This is a genomic window from Lysobacter sp. FW306-1B-D06B (assembly GCF_038446665.1).
GTDB lineage: Bacteria > Pseudomonadota > Gammaproteobacteria > Xanthomonadales > Xanthomonadaceae > Lysobacter_J.
On the sequence record NZ_CP151802.1, the window covers coordinates 3,834,267 to 3,851,416 of the forward strand.

Consider the following 17,150-nt stretch of genomic DNA (forward strand, 5'->3'; position numbering starts at 1 on the left):
CCCAGGACTTTCCCGGACACCAGAAGCGTCGGCAGGGGGCTTCTGACGACTTATAGAGTTGGGGTCACTGCTATCGGCGATCGACGCGGACCGCTCAGGCGATGCCGAGCCCCGGAATGGCGCTGATCGCGTCCGGATCGAAGCCCGCCAGTTCGGCGAAATGCCGGCCGCGCGCGACGTAGTCCTTGTACGCACCGAAACTTGGCGCGCCTGGCGACAGCAGGACCACGCCTTCGTTGCCGAGAGCCGCTTTCGCCTGCGCCATCGCATCGCTCAGATCACCCGCTGCGCCGAGCACGAAACCCGCTTGCGCCGCGACCGGTTCGAGCAGCGCATGGATGCGCGGTCCGTTCTGGCCCATCGTGATGATGGCCACCGGCGCGTGCGTGCGCATCGCCTCGGCGAAATCCTCCCAGGGGAGGCCGCGATCGTGCCCGCCGACGAGAATCGCCACGCGGCGCTCCCCGAAGCAGTCCAGCGCCGCGAGGCTCGCGTGCGGCGTGGTGCTGATGGAGTCGTTGACGTAGGTGATGCCATCGCGCGTACCGACGGTCTGCAGCCGGTTCGGCAGCGGCCGGAAACTTGCCGCGTGCGGTACGAGCGCAGTCGCGTCCAGGCCCAGCGCCTCGATCGAAGTCAGCACCGCGCATAGGTTGCCGCGATTGTGGCGGCCCGGCAGTGGCAGCGCGCGCGTGTCCATCACGAAAGTATTGCCGCGATACAGATCGTCGCCGCGCAGATGCCAACCTTCGTCATTGCCGAACCAGCGCACCTCCACGCCGCGAAGCGAGGCGGCCATGCCGACCAGCCTCGCATCGTTGGCGTTGAGCACCGCGATGCGCGGCCGCGCTTGCGTCAGCAGGCGAAGTTTGTCTTCGATGTAGCGCTCGTGCGAACCGTGCCAGTCCAGATGTTCGGGAAAAATATTGAGCGCAACGGCGACCTGTGGGCGCGCGCCGCTCGCTGCGACGTCACCGGTCTGGTAGCTCGACAGTTCGATCGCCCAGAACTCCGGCGTGACCTGCGGTTGCAGCACTTCCAGCAGCGGCAGGCCGATGTTTCCGGCCAGCGCGGTGACATGTCCGCCGGCACGCAGCAAGTGCGCCAGCAGCGCCGTCGTCGTGCTCTTACCCTTGGTGCCCGTCACACAGATGGCGTTCGCGACGACGTTGTCGTCGCCCGCGTGTTCGGCGAACCACAGTGCGGTGCCGCCGATGAAGCGCGTGCCCGACGCGGTGGCTTCCACCGCTTCGGGCCGATACGGGCTGATGCCGGGCGACTTCACCACTACGTCGAACGCCGACAGCCGCGCGGCGCTGGCGTCGGTATCGGCGACGAGGTTCGCGTCGCCCAGCGCGGCGACTTCCTCCGCTTCCTGCGCCGAGCAGAACAGCGTCAGTGGCAATGCCGGCAGGCGCGCGCGGATCGCGCGGTACGCCGCGCGACCTTCGCGACCCCAGCCCCACAGCGCGACCTTGCGGCCATCGAGCTGCGCGATGCGGGTCAGCGAATGATCAGGCGGCGAACTGCGCACGCAGGCGATCCCACAGCGCGGCCGGAATGCGGTGCTCGTCGTCGATCACCAGCAGCGGTTCGACGCGCAATTCATCGGCGACGAGCTGCGGTCGGATCTCGCGCGCGAAACGGTCGACCAGCGCGTCCTCACGCCACTCCGGCCGCTCGGCCAGCGCGGCCATCGCGGCGCGCGACTCGCGGCCTTCGCCCACGCATTCGAACGGCTTGTGGTTCTGGTACTCCAGCAGCGCATCGAAACCGTCGATCTGCGCCGTATCGTCCAGCAGGTTGCGCCCGAAGATGCCCATCAGACGCGGCTTGGGCATGAACGGCGCCAGCGCCAGGAACACGAAGTGGCACTTCGGGCACACGCCGCACCAGCGGCTGGCCGGGCGTTCGCCGAGGATGTGGAAGTTGCGGTTGCAGCTGCTGAAATGCGCGTCGTAGCGATCGGTCTTCGCGAACTGCCGCGCCACGGCCAGCTCGCTGAGCGGACGCAGCAGCGAGTAGTAATGAAGGTCCGCCGCGACCTCGCGCTGCACATACTCGCCGAACGCCTGTTCGCAGGCCCAGCCCTTGGACCACTGGTGGTTCACCTCGCCCGTGCCTTCGATGAGGCTGCCGTAGCTGGCCGAACGCTCGTTGGAGAACACCACCTGGTCCACGCCCAGCAGCACGGCCGCGAAGACCATGATCGCTGAGTTGAGCACGGTGACCGGGATGTGGCCGTTCCACGCGCCTTCGCGGTTGTAGTCGAACAACTGCGGCGCGAGCGCGCGGCCGAGATTGAGCGTCGGCAGGCCGGTGCGTTCGGCGCAGGCGCGGATCAGCTGCGAGCCGCCGATCCACGTCACGGTCTGTTCGACGCCCAGCGCGCGCAGCGCTTCGATGCTCACCAGCGAATCCTTGCCGCCGCCGATGGCAACCAGCGCGTGGTGCGACAGGCCCAGCGTCGGCGCCTTCGTGCCCTGTTCCTGCGTCACCGGGAACTTGATCTTCCCGTGCAGGTTCAGGCCGTTGCGGTAGGCGAACTCACCCAGCCCGTTGACGTAGATCAGTTCGATCAACGCTGCGGTGTCGGCGTCGATCGCGTAAGAATCGATGCGGATTTCCGTCGGCACCGCCGCCTTGTAGTAGCTCACGCCGGCGATCAAGTGCAGCAGGCGCAGGGCGCGTTCGGCGGCCTGTGCGCGTGCGTCGTCCAGCTTGAACGGCGCGCCCGGCACGGTGATCGTCTCGATCATCTCCGGGCCGTCGTCGAAGGCGTACACCAGTTGCGCGATGCCCGTGGCGGCGTCGAAATCGCAGCGCACGAAACGGAACGCGCGGATGGCGTCGCGGTTGAATTTCCACTCACTCATTCAATGACGTCCTCTGCCGGCAGGGCCCGCAGGTTGTAGGTGTTGGCCATCGCCATGCCGTAGGCGCCGGCGTCGGCGACCAGCATCACGTCGCCTTCGAAGGTGTCGGCGGGCAGCGCGCGGCCGCGACCGATCACGTCGCTGCTCTCGCAGATCGGACCGACCACGTCGAACACGGCCGAATCGCCGTCGCGGGACAGGTTGAAGATGCCGTGGTAGGCCTCGTACATCGCCGGTCGCATCAGCGCGTTCATGCCCGCATCGCAGCCGATGCGGCGCACGCCGTCCTTCTCCACGACCTGCGTCACCGACAGCAGCAGCGCGCCGCTTTCGGCGACCAGGTATCGGCCCGGCTCGATCACCAGCCCGTAGCGCGGGTACGCCGCCTTGATCTCCTCCAGCCCCGCACGCCACAGCGGCAGATCGAACTGCGGCGCTTCCGGCGTGTACGGGATCGGCAGGCCGCCACCGATGTCGATGGTCTCGATCGTGCCGATGCCGTCGGCCAGGCCCGCGAGGTGTGCATACACGCCGCGCCAGTGCTGCGGATCTTCGATGCCGCTGCCCAGGTGCGCGTGCAGGCCGCTGATGCGCACGCCGAGCTTGCGCGCTTCCTCGACGAACGCGTCGAAGCGCGTCATCGGCAGGCCGAACTTGGCCGCCACGCCGCCGGTCTTCACCTTCTCGTGGTGACCGTCGCCGTGGCCCAGGTCGATGCGCAGCCAGATCGTGCGGTTGCGGAACACCTCCGGCCAGCGCTGCAGGGCCTCGATGTTGTCGAGCGTGACGATGATCCCGCGCGCGAACGCCGCTTCGTACTCTCGGCGCGGCGCGAAGCTCGGAGTGAACAGCACGCGGCTGGGCGTGATGTGCGGCAGCGTGGCGAAGACGTGTTCGAACTCGCCCTGCGACACGCACTCCAGCCCGAAGCCTTCGCCGACCAGCGTGCGCAGGATCTCCGGATGCGGATTGGCCTTGATCGCGTAGAAGCAGCGATCGACCGCGCTGGTGACACTGAGCGAACGCGCGCGTTCGCGCACGGTGGCCAGGTCGTAGACATAGCGCGGCGTGCCCTGCTGCGCGAGCGACAGCAACGCATCACGACGCCCACGCCACCATGCCGGCGCACGCTGCGGCGCACCGAAGGCGATCTCGCGCCAGCTCGGGCCGAACACCGTCGCATCGCGCACCGGCATCGCGCGCGAGCGGATCAGCTCGGCGTGCAGGTGCGGCAGCAGGCCTTCGGCGTCGGTCTCGTCGATGACGAACGTGAGGTTGAGGTCGTTGGACGACTGCGAGATCAGGTGCACGCGCTCGCGGCCGAACGTCGCCCAGATGTCGCTCAGGCGATGCAGCAGCGAACGCATGCCGCGGCCGACCAGCGTGATGGCCGCGCACGGCGCGATCACCTTGACCCGGCAGATCTCGGCGAGGTCCGCGCTGAGCGCTTCCAGCACGTTCGTGGTCACCAGGTTCTCGCTCGGGTCGAGCGAGACGGTGACGTTGGTTTCCGACGAACCGATCAGGTCGATCGACAGGCCGTGGCGCTTGAAGCGTTCGAACACGTCGGCCAGGAAGCCCACCTGCTGCCACATGCCGATGCTTTCCATCGACACCAGCACGATGCCGTTGCGGCGGCTGATGGCCTTGACGCCGGGCACGGTGGCCGCGGTCGCGTCGATGCGCGTGCCGGGCAGGTCCGGGCGTTCGGTGTCGAGGATGGCCATCGGCACGCCCGCGTCGCGGCACGGCGCGATCGAGCGCGGATGCAGCACCTTCGCGCCGGTCGTGGCGATTTCCTGCGCCTCGGCGTAATGCAGGCGTGTGAGCAGGCGCGCCTCGGGCACGTCGCGCGGGTTGGCGCTGAACATGCCCGGGACATCGGTCCAGATCTCCACGCGCTGCGCCTTCAGCAATGCACCGAAGTACGCCGCCGAGGTGTCCGAACCGCCACGCCCCAGGATCGCCGTGCCGCCGTCGCCGTGGCGCGAGATGAAGCCCTGCGTGATCAGCATCGGCGAGGCTTGCGTGGAGAAACGCTCGCCGAAACCGTCGCCGTCCAGGCGGCAGTTCACCGACAATCGCTGCGCCCATGCGCTGGCGTTGGGCAGCGACACCGCGTCGAGCCAGTTGCGCGCATCGCACCAGCCCATGTCGTGACCCTGCGTGCGCAGGTAGGCGGCGCCGAGCGTGGACGAGAGCAGCTCGCCCTGGGCCAGCACTTCGGCCTGCCAGTCGAGCGGACGCGTCGCTGCGCGCGCGTCCGTCGCCAGCGACTGCAACGCGGCCAGGCGCTCGCCAAGCACGGCATCCGGATCCAGATCGAGTTCGGCACAGAACGCGCGATGGCGCTCGACCAGCGCCTCGATGCGCGACTGGATGCCGTCGCCATTGGCGATGGCCTGCAACTCGTTGGTGACACCCGACAGTGCGGACACCACCACCAGCACGCGCACGCCTTCCTCGGACATGCGTTTTCCGGCGAGGCGTCCGATGGTGTCCCAGCGGTTCCGGCGAGACACCGATGTGCCGCCGAACTTGAGTACTACCCAGCGATTCGCTTCCGCCACCGCAAATGTCCTCGTGATGATGATGGGTTGGTTGGAGATGAAGAATGGTTCGGTCGTTACGGCCGAAACCATGCCCACGCGCGGCGCGCGCAGGACCTAGAATGGCGCCCCTCGCCGGCACTGGCGAGTAACGCGGCCGTAAACTCCGCAAGTTTAGTCGAATAATCCGCTCGGACCCCCGCCGAATGACGCTTCGCCGCTATCTGCAACTCGACGTGTTCGCCGACCGGCCCGGCGCCGGCAACCCGCTGGCCGTCGTGCTGGACGCCAACGGCCTGGACGACGCCCGCATGCAGGCCGTCGCCCGCTGGACGCGACTGCCTGAAACCACGTTCGTTTTCCCGCCCACGCAGCCCGGCGCGGCCTACCGCGTGCGCATGTTCAGCCCGCGCCGCGAGGTGCCTTTCGCCGGGCATCCGAGCGTGGGCACCGCCCACGTGGTGCTCGAGGCCGGACTGGCCCAGGCCGTGGAAGGCCACGTGGTGCAGGAAGGTGCGGTCGGCCTGCTGCCATTGGCGGTCGAAGGCGAGGGTTCGGCGCGCACGATCTCGGTACGCACTCCGCGCGCGCGGGTGGTGGAGATAGCCGAGGCCGGCGATGCCCGTCTGGCCGCGGCGCTCGCCGGGCTGGCCCCGGGCGCCTTGCCGTCGGCGCTGATGGACGGCGGACGACGCTGGTGGCTGGCCGAAGTCGCAAGCGAAGCCGCGCTGCGCGGCGCGACGCCGGACTGGGACGCCATTGCGCAGCTGGCCGAATCCACCGAGACGATGGGCCTGTGCGCGTTCGCGCGCGCGGATGCGGGCAACGGCTACGACCTGGTCGTGCGCGCCTTCGTAGGCGCGCCGGCGCGGTTCGAGGACGCGGCTTCGGGCGCGGCCAACGCCACGCTCGCCGCGTGGCTCAAGCACAACGACGCCCTGCCCGGGCGTGACGGGCGCTACACCGTGAGCCAGGGCCGCGAGGTGGGCTTCGATGCGCGCCTGCAACTGCGCGTGGACGAGGACGGCGAGGTGTGGTCCGGCGGGCAGGTCTGCAACGTGGTGCGCGGGACGATCGACTGGGCGTGAGCCCGCTTACTCCGGCGTGACGTCCACCCGCACACGGATCCGGTCGCCCGGGTCGTAGTTCGTGCGCGTGGTGTAGGTGCGGCCTGCGTATTCGTACGTGACGTCATAGGCGCGCACGTCGCCGCGGCCGTCGCGCGTGCCGTCTTCGCGCGAGTAGTAGCCGTCGCCCTCGTACACCGGATCGCACACGCGCACCATGCCGGTGCGTTGACGCTGGCTCTCGTCGTAGATCTGGCGGCCGGCCATGCCGCCCACCATCGAGCCGATCGCCGAGGTCGCATAGCGCGCACTTCCGCCGCCGACCTGGCTTCCGACCGCTGCGCCGACGATGGTGCCGACGATCGTGGAGGCGGTGCGGCCGGTCTCGCTGCCGCCGGTGGGGCGACGGTAGCCGCCGTAGGGATCGTAGTAGCCGTCTTCGCGGTACGGATCGCTGCCGACATAGGTCGGGCGTTCGTAGCAGCGTTGCGGCGGCTCGGGAGCGGCGCTGGAGTAGGAATCGAACACCGGATCGACGCGGACCACACGCGCGTAGTCGCTGCTGCTGGTGGAGCCGTAGCGCGGGTAGGACTGGGCGTACGCCGAACCGCATGCGATGGCGGCGGCCAGCGCGACGGGGATGGCGATCAGGCGGTTCATGGGGTGGCTCCGGGGCCGGGATGGCATGCGCGCATCGTCCGGCCGGCGCGGGCAATGCACGCTGAATCCTGGCGTTCAGATTCGCGCGCCGCGCGCGGGGTTCACGGCGCCGCGAGCCAGTCGGCCACCTGCGCCGCGACGCTTGCGGCGTCACGCCCGAGCAACGGCCCGACATGCCCGGGCGATGCCACGCGCAGGAGGTCCGCGCCCCAGGCACGGGCCAGCTCGGCGCTGACTTCGGGCGGAACGTCCTCGTCCTGCGCCGAGGCGATGCACAGCGTGCGGCAGAGCGGCGCGTCCATGACCAGACCGCCGTGGGCCTGCCGCAGCACGGCGCCGGATTCGTCGCGCCAGCGGCGGAAGGCGAACAACGCCGTCGCGTCGTCGGAATCGGGCAGCGCGCGGCGGGTCGATGCCAAGCGGGCGTCGCGGCCCCAGGGCACGCGGTCGGGCCAATCGCGCGCAGGGAGATCGTCGGCCCACGGCGCCGGTGGCAGGGGATTCACCAGCACCAGCGCATCGGCCGCGTCGGCGCAGGCCATGGCCAGAAGGCCGCCGAGGCTGGCGCCCACCAGCGCGCGCGGGCGCGGCATGGCCTCCAGCGCGACGCGGACCTGGGCGGCGTAGTCGTCGAAGCCGGTGGCCTCCAGGCCTTCTGCCGCCGGTTGCAGGTCCGGCGCGTCCGCGCGCAGCCCCCGGGCGGCGAGCACGCGCCGCCACACGTTCCATTCCCAACCGCCACCGCCCGCGCCATGCACCAGCACGGCGCGGCCGATCCCCCGCCCGGCTGCCATCCGTTCCGGTCAGCCCAGCGTGGCCTGCACCGTCACCGGCACCGACAGCGCGCGCGAGATCACGCAACCGGCCTTGGCCGCGTCGATGAACTGCTTGAACTGCGCCTCGTCGATGGGCGCCTTGGCGGAGACGACCAGGTTGACGCCGGTGATCGTCGGCCCGGGGTCCGCGCCCGGCTCCATCGTCACTTCGGCACGGGTCTGGATGGTGTCCGGCGTGACGCCGGCCTTGGTCATCACCGCCGACAGCGCCATCGAGAAGCACCCTGCGTGCGCGGCGGCCAGCAGTTCCTCGGGATTGGTGCCCTTCTCATCGCCGAATCGGGTCTTGAAGGAGTAGTTCTGGTCCGCGAACAGCCCGCTCTGCGGCGTGCTCATGCTGCCCTTTCCGCCTTGCAGGTCGCCGTGCCAGACCGCATCGGCAATGCGCTTGAACGCCATGACGCTCTCCATCGTGGGGTGAAGGACGGCCAGCCTAGCGTGGCGTCCGTTAGGCGCGCATGGCGATTCGTGCGAGGTTCGCCCGGCCCCGCCTTCACGCGCGTCTTCACATGCCGGAGGAAAAAACCGCAGCGATCCGCACTTCGCGCCCTTGCGCGCTTGACCACCCCAGCCCCTTGCGCGAGGCTTTCGCTCCCGGCCCCCGCCGGCACCCGCCATGACCGCCCGCCGAGCGCCGCCGCTTCGGCGCGAAGCGCGGACAGCCATGACGGCCTTCCCACCCTAAGGAATTCAGGGAGAAGTCCGCTCATGTCCTACAGCACACAATCCATCCGCAACGTGGTCCTGGCAGGCCACCCCGGCGCCGGCAAAACCACGCTTTTCGAAGCCCTGCTGCAGGCCGGCGGCGCACTCCAGACGGCAGGCACCATCGAACGCGGCAGCACCGTCTCCGACTTCGACCCGATCGAGAAACAGCGCGGCCACTCCATCGACGCCGCCATCGCCAGCATCGACCATGCAGGCATCCACGTGAACCTGATCGACACCCCCGGCTACCCGGATTTCCGCGGGCCGGCATTGTCGGCGCTGGGCGCGGTGGAGACGGTGGCGATCGTCGTCGACGCCGCCAGCGGCGTGGAGTACGGCACGCGCCGGATGATGGAATACGCCAAGGGGCGCAATCTGTGCCGCGTCATCGTCGTCAACAAGATCGACCACGAAGGCGTCGCGCTGGACGGCGTCCTGGCCGATCTGCGCGAGACCTTCGGCCCCGAATGCCTCCCGCTCAACCTGCCCGCCGATGGCGGCAAACGCGTGGTCGACTGCCTGATCAACCCGCAGGGCGACAGCGACTTCGGTCCGGTCGCCGACTGGCACCAGAAGATCATCGACCAGATCGTCGAGATCAACGAAACGGTGATGGAGCACTACCTCGACGTCGGCGAAGACGGCCTGTCCGGTGAGGAACTGCACGACGCCTTCGAGCAATGCCTGCGCGAGGGCCACCTCGTCCCGGTGCTGTTCTGCTCGGCGCGCACGGGCGCGGGCGTGAAGGAGCTGCTCGACGTGGCCGAACGCTGGTTCCCCAATCCGGCCGAGGCCAACGCGCCGCCGTTCGAGAAAGGCCCGGAGCGCGCACGCATCGAAGCCGTGCCGGACGCGAAGGCGCACGTGCTGGCCGATGTGTTCAAGGTGGTCAACGACCCCTTCGTCGGCAAGCTCGGCATCTTCCGCATCTACCAGGGGCTGGTGAAGAAGGACACGCAGCTGTTCGTGGACGACGGCAAGAAGCCGTTCAAGGTCGGCCATCTGTTCAAGCTGCGCGGCAAGGATCACATCGAGATCGAGCAGGCGATTCCCGGCGACATCGCCGCCGTGGTGAAGGTGGAGGAGCTGCATTTCGACGCCGTGCTGCACGACAGCCACGACGAAGACCAGATCCGCCTGGCGCCGCTGGACTTTCCCAAGCCGATGTTCGGACTGGCCGTGGAAGCGGCGAGCAAGGGCCAGGAGCAGAAGCTCGCCACCGCGCTGCACAAGCTCGGCGAAGAGGATCCCTGCTTCGTCGTCGAGCACGAGGCCGAGACGAACGAAACGGTCATCCGCGGCCTGTCCGACCTGCACCTGCGCATCAACCTGGAACGGTTGAAGGACCGCTACGGCGTGGAAGTCACCTCGCGCCCGCCGCGCATCGCCTACCGCGAAACCGTCAGCGGCAAGGCCGAGGGCCATCATCGCCACAAGAAGCAGACCGGCGGTGCGGGCCAGTTCGGCGAGGTGTTCCTGCGCATCGAACCGCTGCCGCGCGGCGGCGGCTTCGAGTTCGTCGACGAAGTGAAGGGCGGCACCATCCCCGGCCAGTTCATGCCGGCGGTGGAGAAAGGCGTGCGCCAGGTGCTGCGCAGCGGCGCGGTGGCCGGCTATCCGATCCAGGACGTGCGCGTGGTCGTCTACGACGGCAAGCATCATCCGGTGGACAGCAAGGAAGTGGCGTTCGTCGCGGCGGGCAAGAAGGCGTTCCTCGATGCGATCGGCAAGGCGCGGCCGCAGGTGCTGGAGCCGATCGTCGAGCTGGAAGTCAGCGCGCCGGAGCAGCACATGGGCGACGTCAGCGGCGGGCTGGCCAGCAAGCGCGCGCGCATCAGCGGCACCGACAGCGTGCGCGGAAGCGAGATCGTGGTGAAGGCGCATGTCCCGCTGTCGGAGCTGGAAGGCTACGCGGCCGAACTCAAATCGGTGACCGCCGGACGCGGCCGGTATTCGCTGGATTTCAGCCACTACGAGCCCGTTCCGGCCAACGTGCAGCAAAAGCTCGTGGAGGCCTACAAGCCGCGGCACGACGAGGACTGAGCGCGTTCGACGCCGGCACCGCCGACAACGCGATGCCGGCTTCACGCGGTTGTGGCCACTCTGTGCGCTCCGCCCCCGGGAACGCGCCGATGCGACCGTCACGAAGCGTGCTGCAGACCGTGCTCGTCGTTGGCCTTGGCATGAGCCTGGGCCTGTTCGCCGCCGCCCCGGCATGGACGCAGACCGCCGCGAGCGCCACCCGCTCGATCCCGGCCTTCCCCCGCCCTGCGGGATTTCCCGACCCCGCTCGGCGCGTGATCTACGCATATGCCGACGAAGCGCCGCCGATGATGGTGCGCACCGGGCCCAACACTCTCGAACCGCTGTACCGACGCAGCGGCGACGGCTTCACGCCCGTACGCGCGGCGGGCTATCGCATCGCGATGACCTCATGTCCGTCGATCACCACCGGCGGCGATTTCCGCACGCGCATGATCGACCTGGCCGCCGCCGAATGGGCCTACTTCGGCCTGCCCGTGCTGGACATGGCGGTGGAGCCGGCGGCGATCGTGCCGCGCGTGCCGCAGCCATCCGGCGTGGTCGAGATCATCTCGCCGCAACGCAACGCGTCCATCGGCGACCGCGTGCTGCGCCAGGCGCCGCGACTGGGCCTGATGGAGGACGACCTTGCGGTCGAGGCCGCGATCGCCGGGTACTGGGCCGCCACCGGCAACGAGGAAGCGATGCGCGTGCAGAGCATCGTCAACTACGGCTGGCACGAAGCGGGCTGGGCGATGCCGTGGTCGGCGGCGTTCATATCGTGGCTGGCCTGCGAAGCGGGACTGACGACCGACCAGTTCCGTCGCAGCGGCGGCCACATCGACTACGTGCGCGCGGCGGTTCGCGCGCGCGACGGGCAGGATCCCGGCCACCTGTTCGTCGCCTACGATCTCAAGGAAGCAACACCGGAGGCGGGCGACCTGCTGTGCACCGCGCGCGGCGAGAGTTCCTTCGCCTCCATCGCCGACATCCGTTCCGGAAACAGTCCGTCCACCGCGCTGCATTGCGACCTGGTGGTGAAGACCGACGCCAAGCGCAACCGGCTCTATGCGATCGGCGGCAACGTCAACCACTCGGTCACGCTGTCGGTGATCGCCACCGACACGAAGGGCCGTCCGCTCACCGACCAGGACATCATCGGCGCGCACCGCTGGTTCGCGGTGCTCAAACCGCGCGCCGGCGGCAAGCTGGCGCACGACCTGGACGGCACGCCGACGGTGCAGATGCTCTATCGCGATTACGCCCGTTACGCCGCCGGCCGCCGCGCGCCCCCGCCCGTGCCGGTGCAGGCGCGCGACGTGCGGGCCAAGACCGATGCCGCGTCGCCGTGAGGGCGCCAACGCGATGGAACGCTCCATCGCGTGCAGGCGCGTCGCGTGAAGCGATGCCGCGCGCATAGTCTGTCGTACTCCGATCACCGTCCACGCCCGCCATGGCCCTGTTCGACCTGCAAACGCTGCTGACCTACCTGGCCGCCGCCGTGGTGCTGGTGATCCTGCCCGGCCCGGGCACGGCGTGGATCGTCGGGCAGAGCCTGGCCGGCGGGACGCGGCGCGGACTGCAGGCCGGCCTTGGACTGGAAACGGCGACGCTGCTGCATGCGGTTGCTGCGGGCCTGGGCCTGTCGGCCCTGCTGGCGACCTCGGCCGTGGCCTTCGAATTCGTGAAGTACCTCGGCGCCGCCTACCTGATCTGGCTCGGCATCAAGGCCTGGCGCAACGGCGAGACCGCCGGCCCGCAGGCCGAAGCCGAAGGCGCGAAGCCGCGCGTCTCCGGCCGCAGTGTCTACCTGCGTTCGGTGGTGACCGGCGTGCTCAATCCGAAGGTGGCGCTGTTCTTCCTGGCCTTCCTGCCGCAGTTCGTCCACCCCGAGCGCGGCTGGGTGTGGCTGCAGTTCCTGCTGCTCGGCGCGTTGCTCGCGGTGGTGGGTTTCTGCAACGACGTGATCCTGAGTTTCGCCGCCGGGCGCTTCAGCCGACGCATGGCCGGCGGCGGGCGTTGGACGCAGCGCGTCACCGGCACCCTCTTCATCGGACTGGGTCTGCGCCTGGCGATGCAGCAACGCGCGTGAACGACCGCCGGTCGGCTCGTCACCCGGCGTGGACGGGACGGCGATAGCATCGATGCGTGTGGGGTCGTGTGGTGTTGTTCATGCGGCGCGGGTATCGTCCCGGCAAACCCGTGGAGCCCGAGATGTACCCGCGCCGCTATCTCCAGATCGCCTTCGTTGCCGCCTTCACCCTGCTGCTCGCCGCCTGTTCGACACTGGGCGCCATGCTCGGCGATGAAGTGCGTTTCACGCCGATGCAGTTGCAGCACTCGCTCGACCGCAACTTCCCCAAGCATTACGACAAGCTCGGCGGCCTCGTCTCGCTGACGCTGATGAACCCGCGCCTGACGATCCCGCAGGATCAGAACCGCCTGCGCGTGGATTTCGACCTGGGCCTGGGTGCGCTGGGCAGCGACAGCAGCAAGCCGGCCGGCCATTTCGCCCTGACCAGCGCGCTGCGCTACGACCCGACCACGCGCGGCCTGCACCTGCAGGATCCGCGCATCGAGCAGGTCGACGTGCCCACGCTCGGCGGCGCCATGAACGGCAGCGCGCGCGCCCTGCTCAACTCCTGGCTGGCCGGTTACGCGCGCGAGGAACCCGTCTACCGCTTCGACAACAGCCTGCTGGACCGGCTGGGCTCGCGCCGCATCGGCACGACCGCCATCGAGAACGGCGGCGTGGTCGTCCATCTGGATCAATGACGATGCCCGCGCTGCGCCACGCCGTTCTCCTGTTCGTGCTCGCGCTGTCCGCCTGCGGCGGCGACAAGCCCGGCGCCGCCGGGCGTTCCGGCGGTGACGCCGAAGCCCTGCCCGCCCCGGCCGGTGCGCGCGGCAGCGTGACCGGCATGCCCGACCAGCCGGGCCCCGGTCAGATCGGCCCGCCGCAACCGGCCGATGCAGTCGCGCTCGATGCCGAAGGCAATCCGATCCTGCCCGCCGACGGCACCGTCACGGGCACGGAAACACCGGTGGATCCCACTGCGCCCGTGATCGATCCCGCAACCGCCGAGCCGACGCCGCAGGACGCCGTCGCGGTCATTCGCGACTACTACGCCGCGATCAACCGCCGCGACTTCGCGCAGGCCCATGCGCTGTGGTCCGACGGCGGCCGCGCCAGCAAACAGACGCTGGAGCAGTTCGCCGCGGGATTCGCCGACACGACGGGCGTATCGGTGGAAATCATGCCGCCCGGGCAGGTGGATGCCGCCGCCGGTTCGCGCTACATCGAAGTGCCGGTCGCGCTGACCGCCACGCATGCGGAGGGTCGCCAGCAGCGCTTCGTCGGCGCGTACACGCTGCGCCGCGCGGTCGTGGATGGCGCGAGCGCGGACCAGCGAGCCTGGCGCATCGGCACGGCCGACATCCGCGAAGTGGCCCAGTGACGTGAACACCGCGCACGGCGATGCGCCGCCGCGCATCGTGCTCGACACGAATGTCTGCCTGGACCTGTTCGTGTTCGGCGATCCCGCGGTGTCGGTACTGCGCGATGCGCTTTCCTCCGGCGATGTCGTCGCGGTGAGCAGCGCGGCGTGTCGCGAAGAATGGGAACGCGTGCTGTCGTACCCGGCGCTGCGGCTGGACGAAGCGGCGCGTGCGTCCCGGCTCGCGGCCTACGACTCGGCGATGGCGAGCGTGTTTGGCGTCGTGCAGGTTACGCGACCCCTGCCGCGATGCCGCGACGCGGACGATCAGAAATTCATCGAGCTGGCGGCCGCCGCCTCGGCGCGCTGGCTGCTGTCGCGCGATGACGAACTGCTGCGTCTGGCGAAGCGGACAAGGCGCGAGGGGTTGTTCGAGATCCTTGCGCCCGGGAATGGGTCGGAGCGTGGGCGGGTCGCTGACGGATACGCTCGCGCTCATGCTGTCATGACAGAAGGCTGGGGCTCTTGGGCCGCCGAACGGCGGCACTATCCAGGCCTGCGCGGCATCATGCTCGACACAGGCTTTCGTTTCGGCAAGTTGGATCCCCGCCTTCGCGGGGATGACGGCATCGCGTCGGAACCTTCGAGGACCTGGGTCCCGGCCTTCGCCGGGATGACGGCGTTGCACGCGCAATGCAGGACACTGCGCGATGCGAGGCTATCCACACCCCGCCCCATCACAACTCGAAGCGATAACTCAACTTCACCAGCAGCTGCTCGTCGTCGCGCAGGTCGAAGCTGTCGCGCACCAGGTCGCTCGCGCTTTCCGTGAAGGGATCCTGCTGGTAACCGCCGCGCCCGTAGACGACGTACAGGTACGACAGCGGCGCCAGTTCGTAGCGATAGCGCACCTGGAAGCCCAGGTTGCGCACGCTGAAATCCTCGACGACATCGTCCGACGCGATCGCCGCGCCGCTCGGTGCGACCCGGTAGGCCTGCTCGATCCCCGCGTCCAGGCCGATCGCCTGCAGCTTCACGCGCAGCTCCTGCTTGTTGGTGATCGTCCAGTCCAGGCCGGCGTCGATCTGCAGCATCTTCTCGTCGAACTCGCCGATCAGGTTGTCTTCCTGCCAGACCAGCCAGCTGGGAATGCGTTCGTAGAAGCCGCCCAGGTACACGCTGAAGGCGTCGCTGATGAAGTACGTCGGCTGCACGCGCAGGCTGTAGCCGACCTTGTCGTTGCCGGCCAGGCCGCCGCTGAACACCTCCGACTCCATCTCCCAGCCCCAGTCGCCCTTGCGCGGGCGCTCGTACTCGAAGTAGGTGTTGAAGTTCGTCGGCTTGTTCACCACGCCGTTGCCGCGCGTGAGCAGGTCGTCCATGCCGGAGCTGTTGATGTTGATCTGCGCGTACTCGTAGCTGCCGTCGCGCACGTTGCCTTCGCGGCTGATGCGCAGCTGCCGCTGCAGGCGGTCGCCGTGATCGTTGTCCGTACCGCTGATGCGGAAACGCCAGTCCTTGGCGGAGTAGCGCGACTCCTTCGGCAGATCGGTGAAGCGGCGCTTCACTTCCCAGTTGAGGTAATTGGTGCTGGCGCGCTGCAGGTAGCCGAAGTCGTTGATCTCCAGCTCATTGCCAAAATGCATCGCCAGCCACTGCTGGCGCCAACCGTGGTCCATCTCGTAGTTGACCCACATCGTCGCGCCGGTGTCGTCGGTGGTGCGGCCGAACTCGTCGATCTGGCTGCCGATCAGGCGTGTTTCCACGCTCACGCGCGCCGTCGGCCGCCAGTTGTGGTCCACGCCCATCACGGCGGCCGTGCGATCCAGGAACGGGCGATCGACGTAGGTGAGCATCGCGCCCAGGTTCTGCTTGGGCATGTCGCGCACCACGCGCACGGCGCCGAACGTGCGACCCACTTCATCGGCCTCGTCGGCGGCGAAGATGCCGTACTTGGTCGCGCCGACGCTGCCGTTGAGCTTCACCGCCGCGGTGATGTCGCCGGCGCCGTTGCCGTCGTCGGCGGGCCCGCCCACGCGTCGCGTGTACAACAGCTGGCTGTAGTCCGAGGGCGTGGTGAACTCGAAGATGCCCTGGTTCTCGGTGAAGAACGGGCGCTTGTCGCTGATGAAGATTTCGGTGGCGTCGAAGTTGACGACCAGGTCGTCGCTTTCGACCTGGCCGAAATCGGGGTTCACCGTCGCCGACAGCTGGAACTGGCCGTTGGGTTTCCAGAACAGGTCGGCGCCGCCGTCGAAGTCGCTGGAGCCGTTGACGTTGTCGTACAGGCCGGAGACGTACGGCGTGATCGCCAGCAACGACTGGCTGTACTGCGGCATTTCCACCGGCGCGAAGTCCGACAGATAGCGTGGCCGTGCGAAGCTCGCGCCCGGCCACGCGGAACGTTCGCCAGTCGAGCCGATCACGCGGTCCAGGTAGACCTTCACCGTGCGCTTGCCGTCGCGGCCTTCGCGCATCGGCGCGATGTACCACGGAATCAGGATCTCCACCGACCAGCCGGTGTCGTCCTCGCTCACGGCATGGCGCCAGTTGCCGTCCCAGTCGTCGTTGAACTGGTTTTCGTTGGTCACCACCGCGTCGGCGATGCCGTCGGTGGAGGAGATGGTGAAGTTGTAGCCGGTGCGCCCGTCGCCGTCGTAGTCGACGACGAGGTTGACGCGGTCCACCTGCTCCTCGAAGTCACGCTGCACGCGTTGGCGCGTGCGCGTTTCCAGCGGCTGTGTCGCGCGGTACGCGACCGCCAGGCCTTCGGGCGTGGCGAGGATCCAGGCTTCGGTGGGCAGCGAGGCCGGTTCCAGCGACAGCGGCTGGACCTTGCGGAAGTCGGTGATGTGGCGCGCGCCCTGCCATTCGGCGGGGTCGATGCGGCCATCGATCTCCACCGCGAAGGTGGGCGTGGAAAGTGCGGCCAGCAGGGCCAGGAGCAGCGGTGCGCGCATGCGGTCGGGGGTCGTCGCGGTCCATGTGGCCAGCC

Annotated in this window: 14 protein-coding genes; 7 read left to right on the plus strand and 7 right to left on the minus strand. The window is 68.9% G+C overall.

Annotation, left to right across the window (positions count from 1 at the left end; all coding sequences use genetic code 11):
* Positions 1–94: 94 nt before the first annotated feature.
* From murD to AAFF32_RS17800, 3 genes are read right to left on the minus strand one after another with little or no spacing between them, the layout of a single operon-like run.
* Positions 95–1,507, minus strand: a complete 1,413-nt coding sequence (gene murD / locus AAFF32_RS17790; protein ID WP_342317308.1) for a UDP-N-acetylmuramoyl-L-alanine--D-glutamate ligase — start codon at positions 1,505–1,507, stop codon at positions 95–97.
* Positions 1,508–1,514: 7 nt separating this feature from the next.
* A complete protein-coding gene (murL, locus tag AAFF32_RS17795) occupies positions 1,515–2,876 on the minus strand; it encodes a UDP-N-acetyl-alpha-D-muramoyl-L-alanyl-L-glutamate epimerase (protein WP_342315906.1) in 1,362 nt (453 codons plus the stop codon).
* Complete coding sequence (locus tag AAFF32_RS17800) at positions 2,873–5,446, minus strand: bifunctional aspartate kinase/diaminopimelate decarboxylase (protein WP_342315907.1); 2,574 nt, start codon at positions 5,444–5,446, stop codon at positions 2,873–2,875. The genes murL and AAFF32_RS17800 overlap by 4 nt, the downstream gene beginning before the upstream one ends.
* 185 nt (positions 5,447–5,631) lie before the next feature.
* Between AAFF32_RS17800 and AAFF32_RS17805 the strand changes: the two genes are divergently transcribed.
* Positions 5,632–6,513, plus strand: coding sequence for a PhzF family phenazine biosynthesis protein (locus AAFF32_RS17805; protein WP_342315908.1), 882 nt, complete (start codon positions 5,632–5,634; stop codon positions 6,511–6,513).
* 6 nt (positions 6,514–6,519) lie between these two features.
* Here the strand turns inward: AAFF32_RS17805 and AAFF32_RS17810 are convergent, their stop codons facing one another.
* From AAFF32_RS17810 to AAFF32_RS17820, 3 genes are all read right to left on the minus strand, one after another.
* Positions 6,520–7,152 carry a glycine zipper 2TM domain-containing protein gene (locus AAFF32_RS17810; protein WP_342315909.1) on the minus strand — a complete coding sequence of 211 codons (633 nt, stop codon included), beginning with the start codon at positions 7,150–7,152 and terminating at the stop codon, positions 6,520–6,522.
* Between the two features lie 101 nt (positions 7,153–7,253).
* Positions 7,254–7,946 (minus strand): alpha/beta fold hydrolase, encoded by a 693-nt coding sequence (locus tag AAFF32_RS17815; protein WP_342315910.1) that lies wholly within the window; start codon positions 7,944–7,946, stop codon positions 7,254–7,256.
* A gap of 9 nt (positions 7,947–7,955) precedes the next feature.
* Positions 7,956–8,387 carry an OsmC family peroxiredoxin gene (locus AAFF32_RS17820; protein ID WP_342315911.1) on the minus strand — a complete coding sequence of 144 codons (432 nt, stop codon included), beginning with the start codon at positions 8,385–8,387 and terminating at the stop codon, positions 7,956–7,958.
* A gap of 309 nt (positions 8,388–8,696) precedes the next feature.
* On the opposite strand from AAFF32_RS17820, the gene fusA reads away from it, so the two are divergent.
* The 6 genes from fusA (at position 8,697) to AAFF32_RS17850 (ending at position 14,987) form a co-directional block, all read left to right on the plus strand.
* Positions 8,697–10,739 (plus strand): elongation factor G, encoded by a 2,043-nt coding sequence (gene fusA / locus AAFF32_RS17825; RefSeq protein ID WP_342315912.1) that lies wholly within the window; start codon positions 8,697–8,699, stop codon positions 10,737–10,739.
* 89 nt (positions 10,740–10,828) lie between these two features.
* Positions 10,829–12,070 carry a DUF2272 domain-containing protein gene (locus AAFF32_RS17830; protein ID WP_342315913.1) on the plus strand — a complete coding sequence of 414 codons (1,242 nt, stop codon included), beginning with the start codon at positions 10,829–10,831 and terminating at the stop codon, positions 12,068–12,070.
* Between the two features lie 101 nt (positions 12,071–12,171).
* Positions 12,172–12,810, plus strand: a complete 639-nt coding sequence (locus AAFF32_RS17835) for a LysE family translocator (protein ID WP_216963278.1) — start codon at positions 12,172–12,174, stop codon at positions 12,808–12,810.
* Between the two features lie 122 nt (positions 12,811–12,932).
* Positions 12,933–13,493 carry a DUF1439 domain-containing protein gene (locus tag AAFF32_RS17840; RefSeq protein WP_216963281.1) on the plus strand — a complete coding sequence of 187 codons (561 nt, stop codon included), beginning with the start codon at positions 12,933–12,935 and terminating at the stop codon, positions 13,491–13,493.
* Positions 13,494–13,495: 2 nt separating this feature from the next.
* Entirely contained in the window at positions 13,496–14,176 is a 681-nt protein-coding gene (locus AAFF32_RS17845; protein ID WP_342315914.1) for a hypothetical protein, read from the plus strand.
* A gap of 1 nt (position 14,177) precedes the next feature.
* Complete coding sequence (locus tag AAFF32_RS17850) at positions 14,178–14,987, plus strand: putative toxin-antitoxin system toxin component, PIN family (RefSeq protein WP_342315915.1); 810 nt, start codon at positions 14,178–14,180, stop codon at positions 14,985–14,987.
* On the opposite strand, the gene AAFF32_RS17855 is transcribed toward AAFF32_RS17850, so the two are convergent.
* Positions 14,893–17,115, minus strand: coding sequence for a DUF5916 domain-containing protein (locus AAFF32_RS17855; RefSeq protein ID WP_342315916.1), 2,223 nt, complete (start codon positions 17,113–17,115; stop codon positions 14,893–14,895). The genes AAFF32_RS17850 and AAFF32_RS17855 overlap by 95 nt on opposite strands.
* Positions 17,116–17,150: the final 35 nt, after the last annotated feature.

Excerpts from the sequence above, each read along its gene's own strand:
- AAFF32_RS17815 (WP_342315910.1), bottom strand. The coding sequence starts at position 7,946 with ATGGCAGCCGGGCGGGGGATCGGCCGCGCCGTGCTGGTGCATGGCGCG.
- AAFF32_RS17830 (WP_342315913.1), top strand. The coding sequence starts at position 10,829 with ATGCGACCGTCACGAAGCGTGCTGCAGACCGTGCTCGTCGTTGGCCTT.
- AAFF32_RS17855 (WP_342315916.1), bottom strand. The coding sequence starts at position 17,115 with ATGCGCGCACCGCTGCTCCTGGCCCTGCTGGCCGCACTTTCCACGCCC.
- AAFF32_RS17835 (WP_216963278.1), top strand. The coding sequence starts at position 12,172 with ATGGCCCTGTTCGACCTGCAAACGCTGCTGACCTACCTGGCCGCCGCC.
- AAFF32_RS17840 (WP_216963281.1), top strand. The coding sequence starts at position 12,933 with ATGTACCCGCGCCGCTATCTCCAGATCGCCTTCGTTGCCGCCTTCACC.
- murL (WP_342315906.1), bottom strand. The coding sequence starts at position 2,876 with ATGAGTGAGTGGAAATTCAACCGCGACGCCATCCGCGCGTTCCGTTTC.
- AAFF32_RS17820 (WP_342315911.1), bottom strand. The coding sequence starts at position 8,387 with ATGGCGTTCAAGCGCATTGCCGATGCGGTCTGGCACGGCGACCTGCAA.
- fusA (WP_342315912.1), top strand. The coding sequence starts at position 8,697 with ATGTCCTACAGCACACAATCCATCCGCAACGTGGTCCTGGCAGGCCAC.
- AAFF32_RS17845 (WP_342315914.1), top strand. The coding sequence starts at position 13,496 with ATGCCCGCGCTGCGCCACGCCGTTCTCCTGTTCGTGCTCGCGCTGTCC.
- AAFF32_RS17805 (WP_342315908.1), top strand. The coding sequence starts at position 5,632 with ATGACGCTTCGCCGCTATCTGCAACTCGACGTGTTCGCCGACCGGCCC.
- AAFF32_RS17810 (WP_342315909.1), bottom strand. The coding sequence starts at position 7,152 with ATGAACCGCCTGATCGCCATCCCCGTCGCGCTGGCCGCCGCCATCGCA.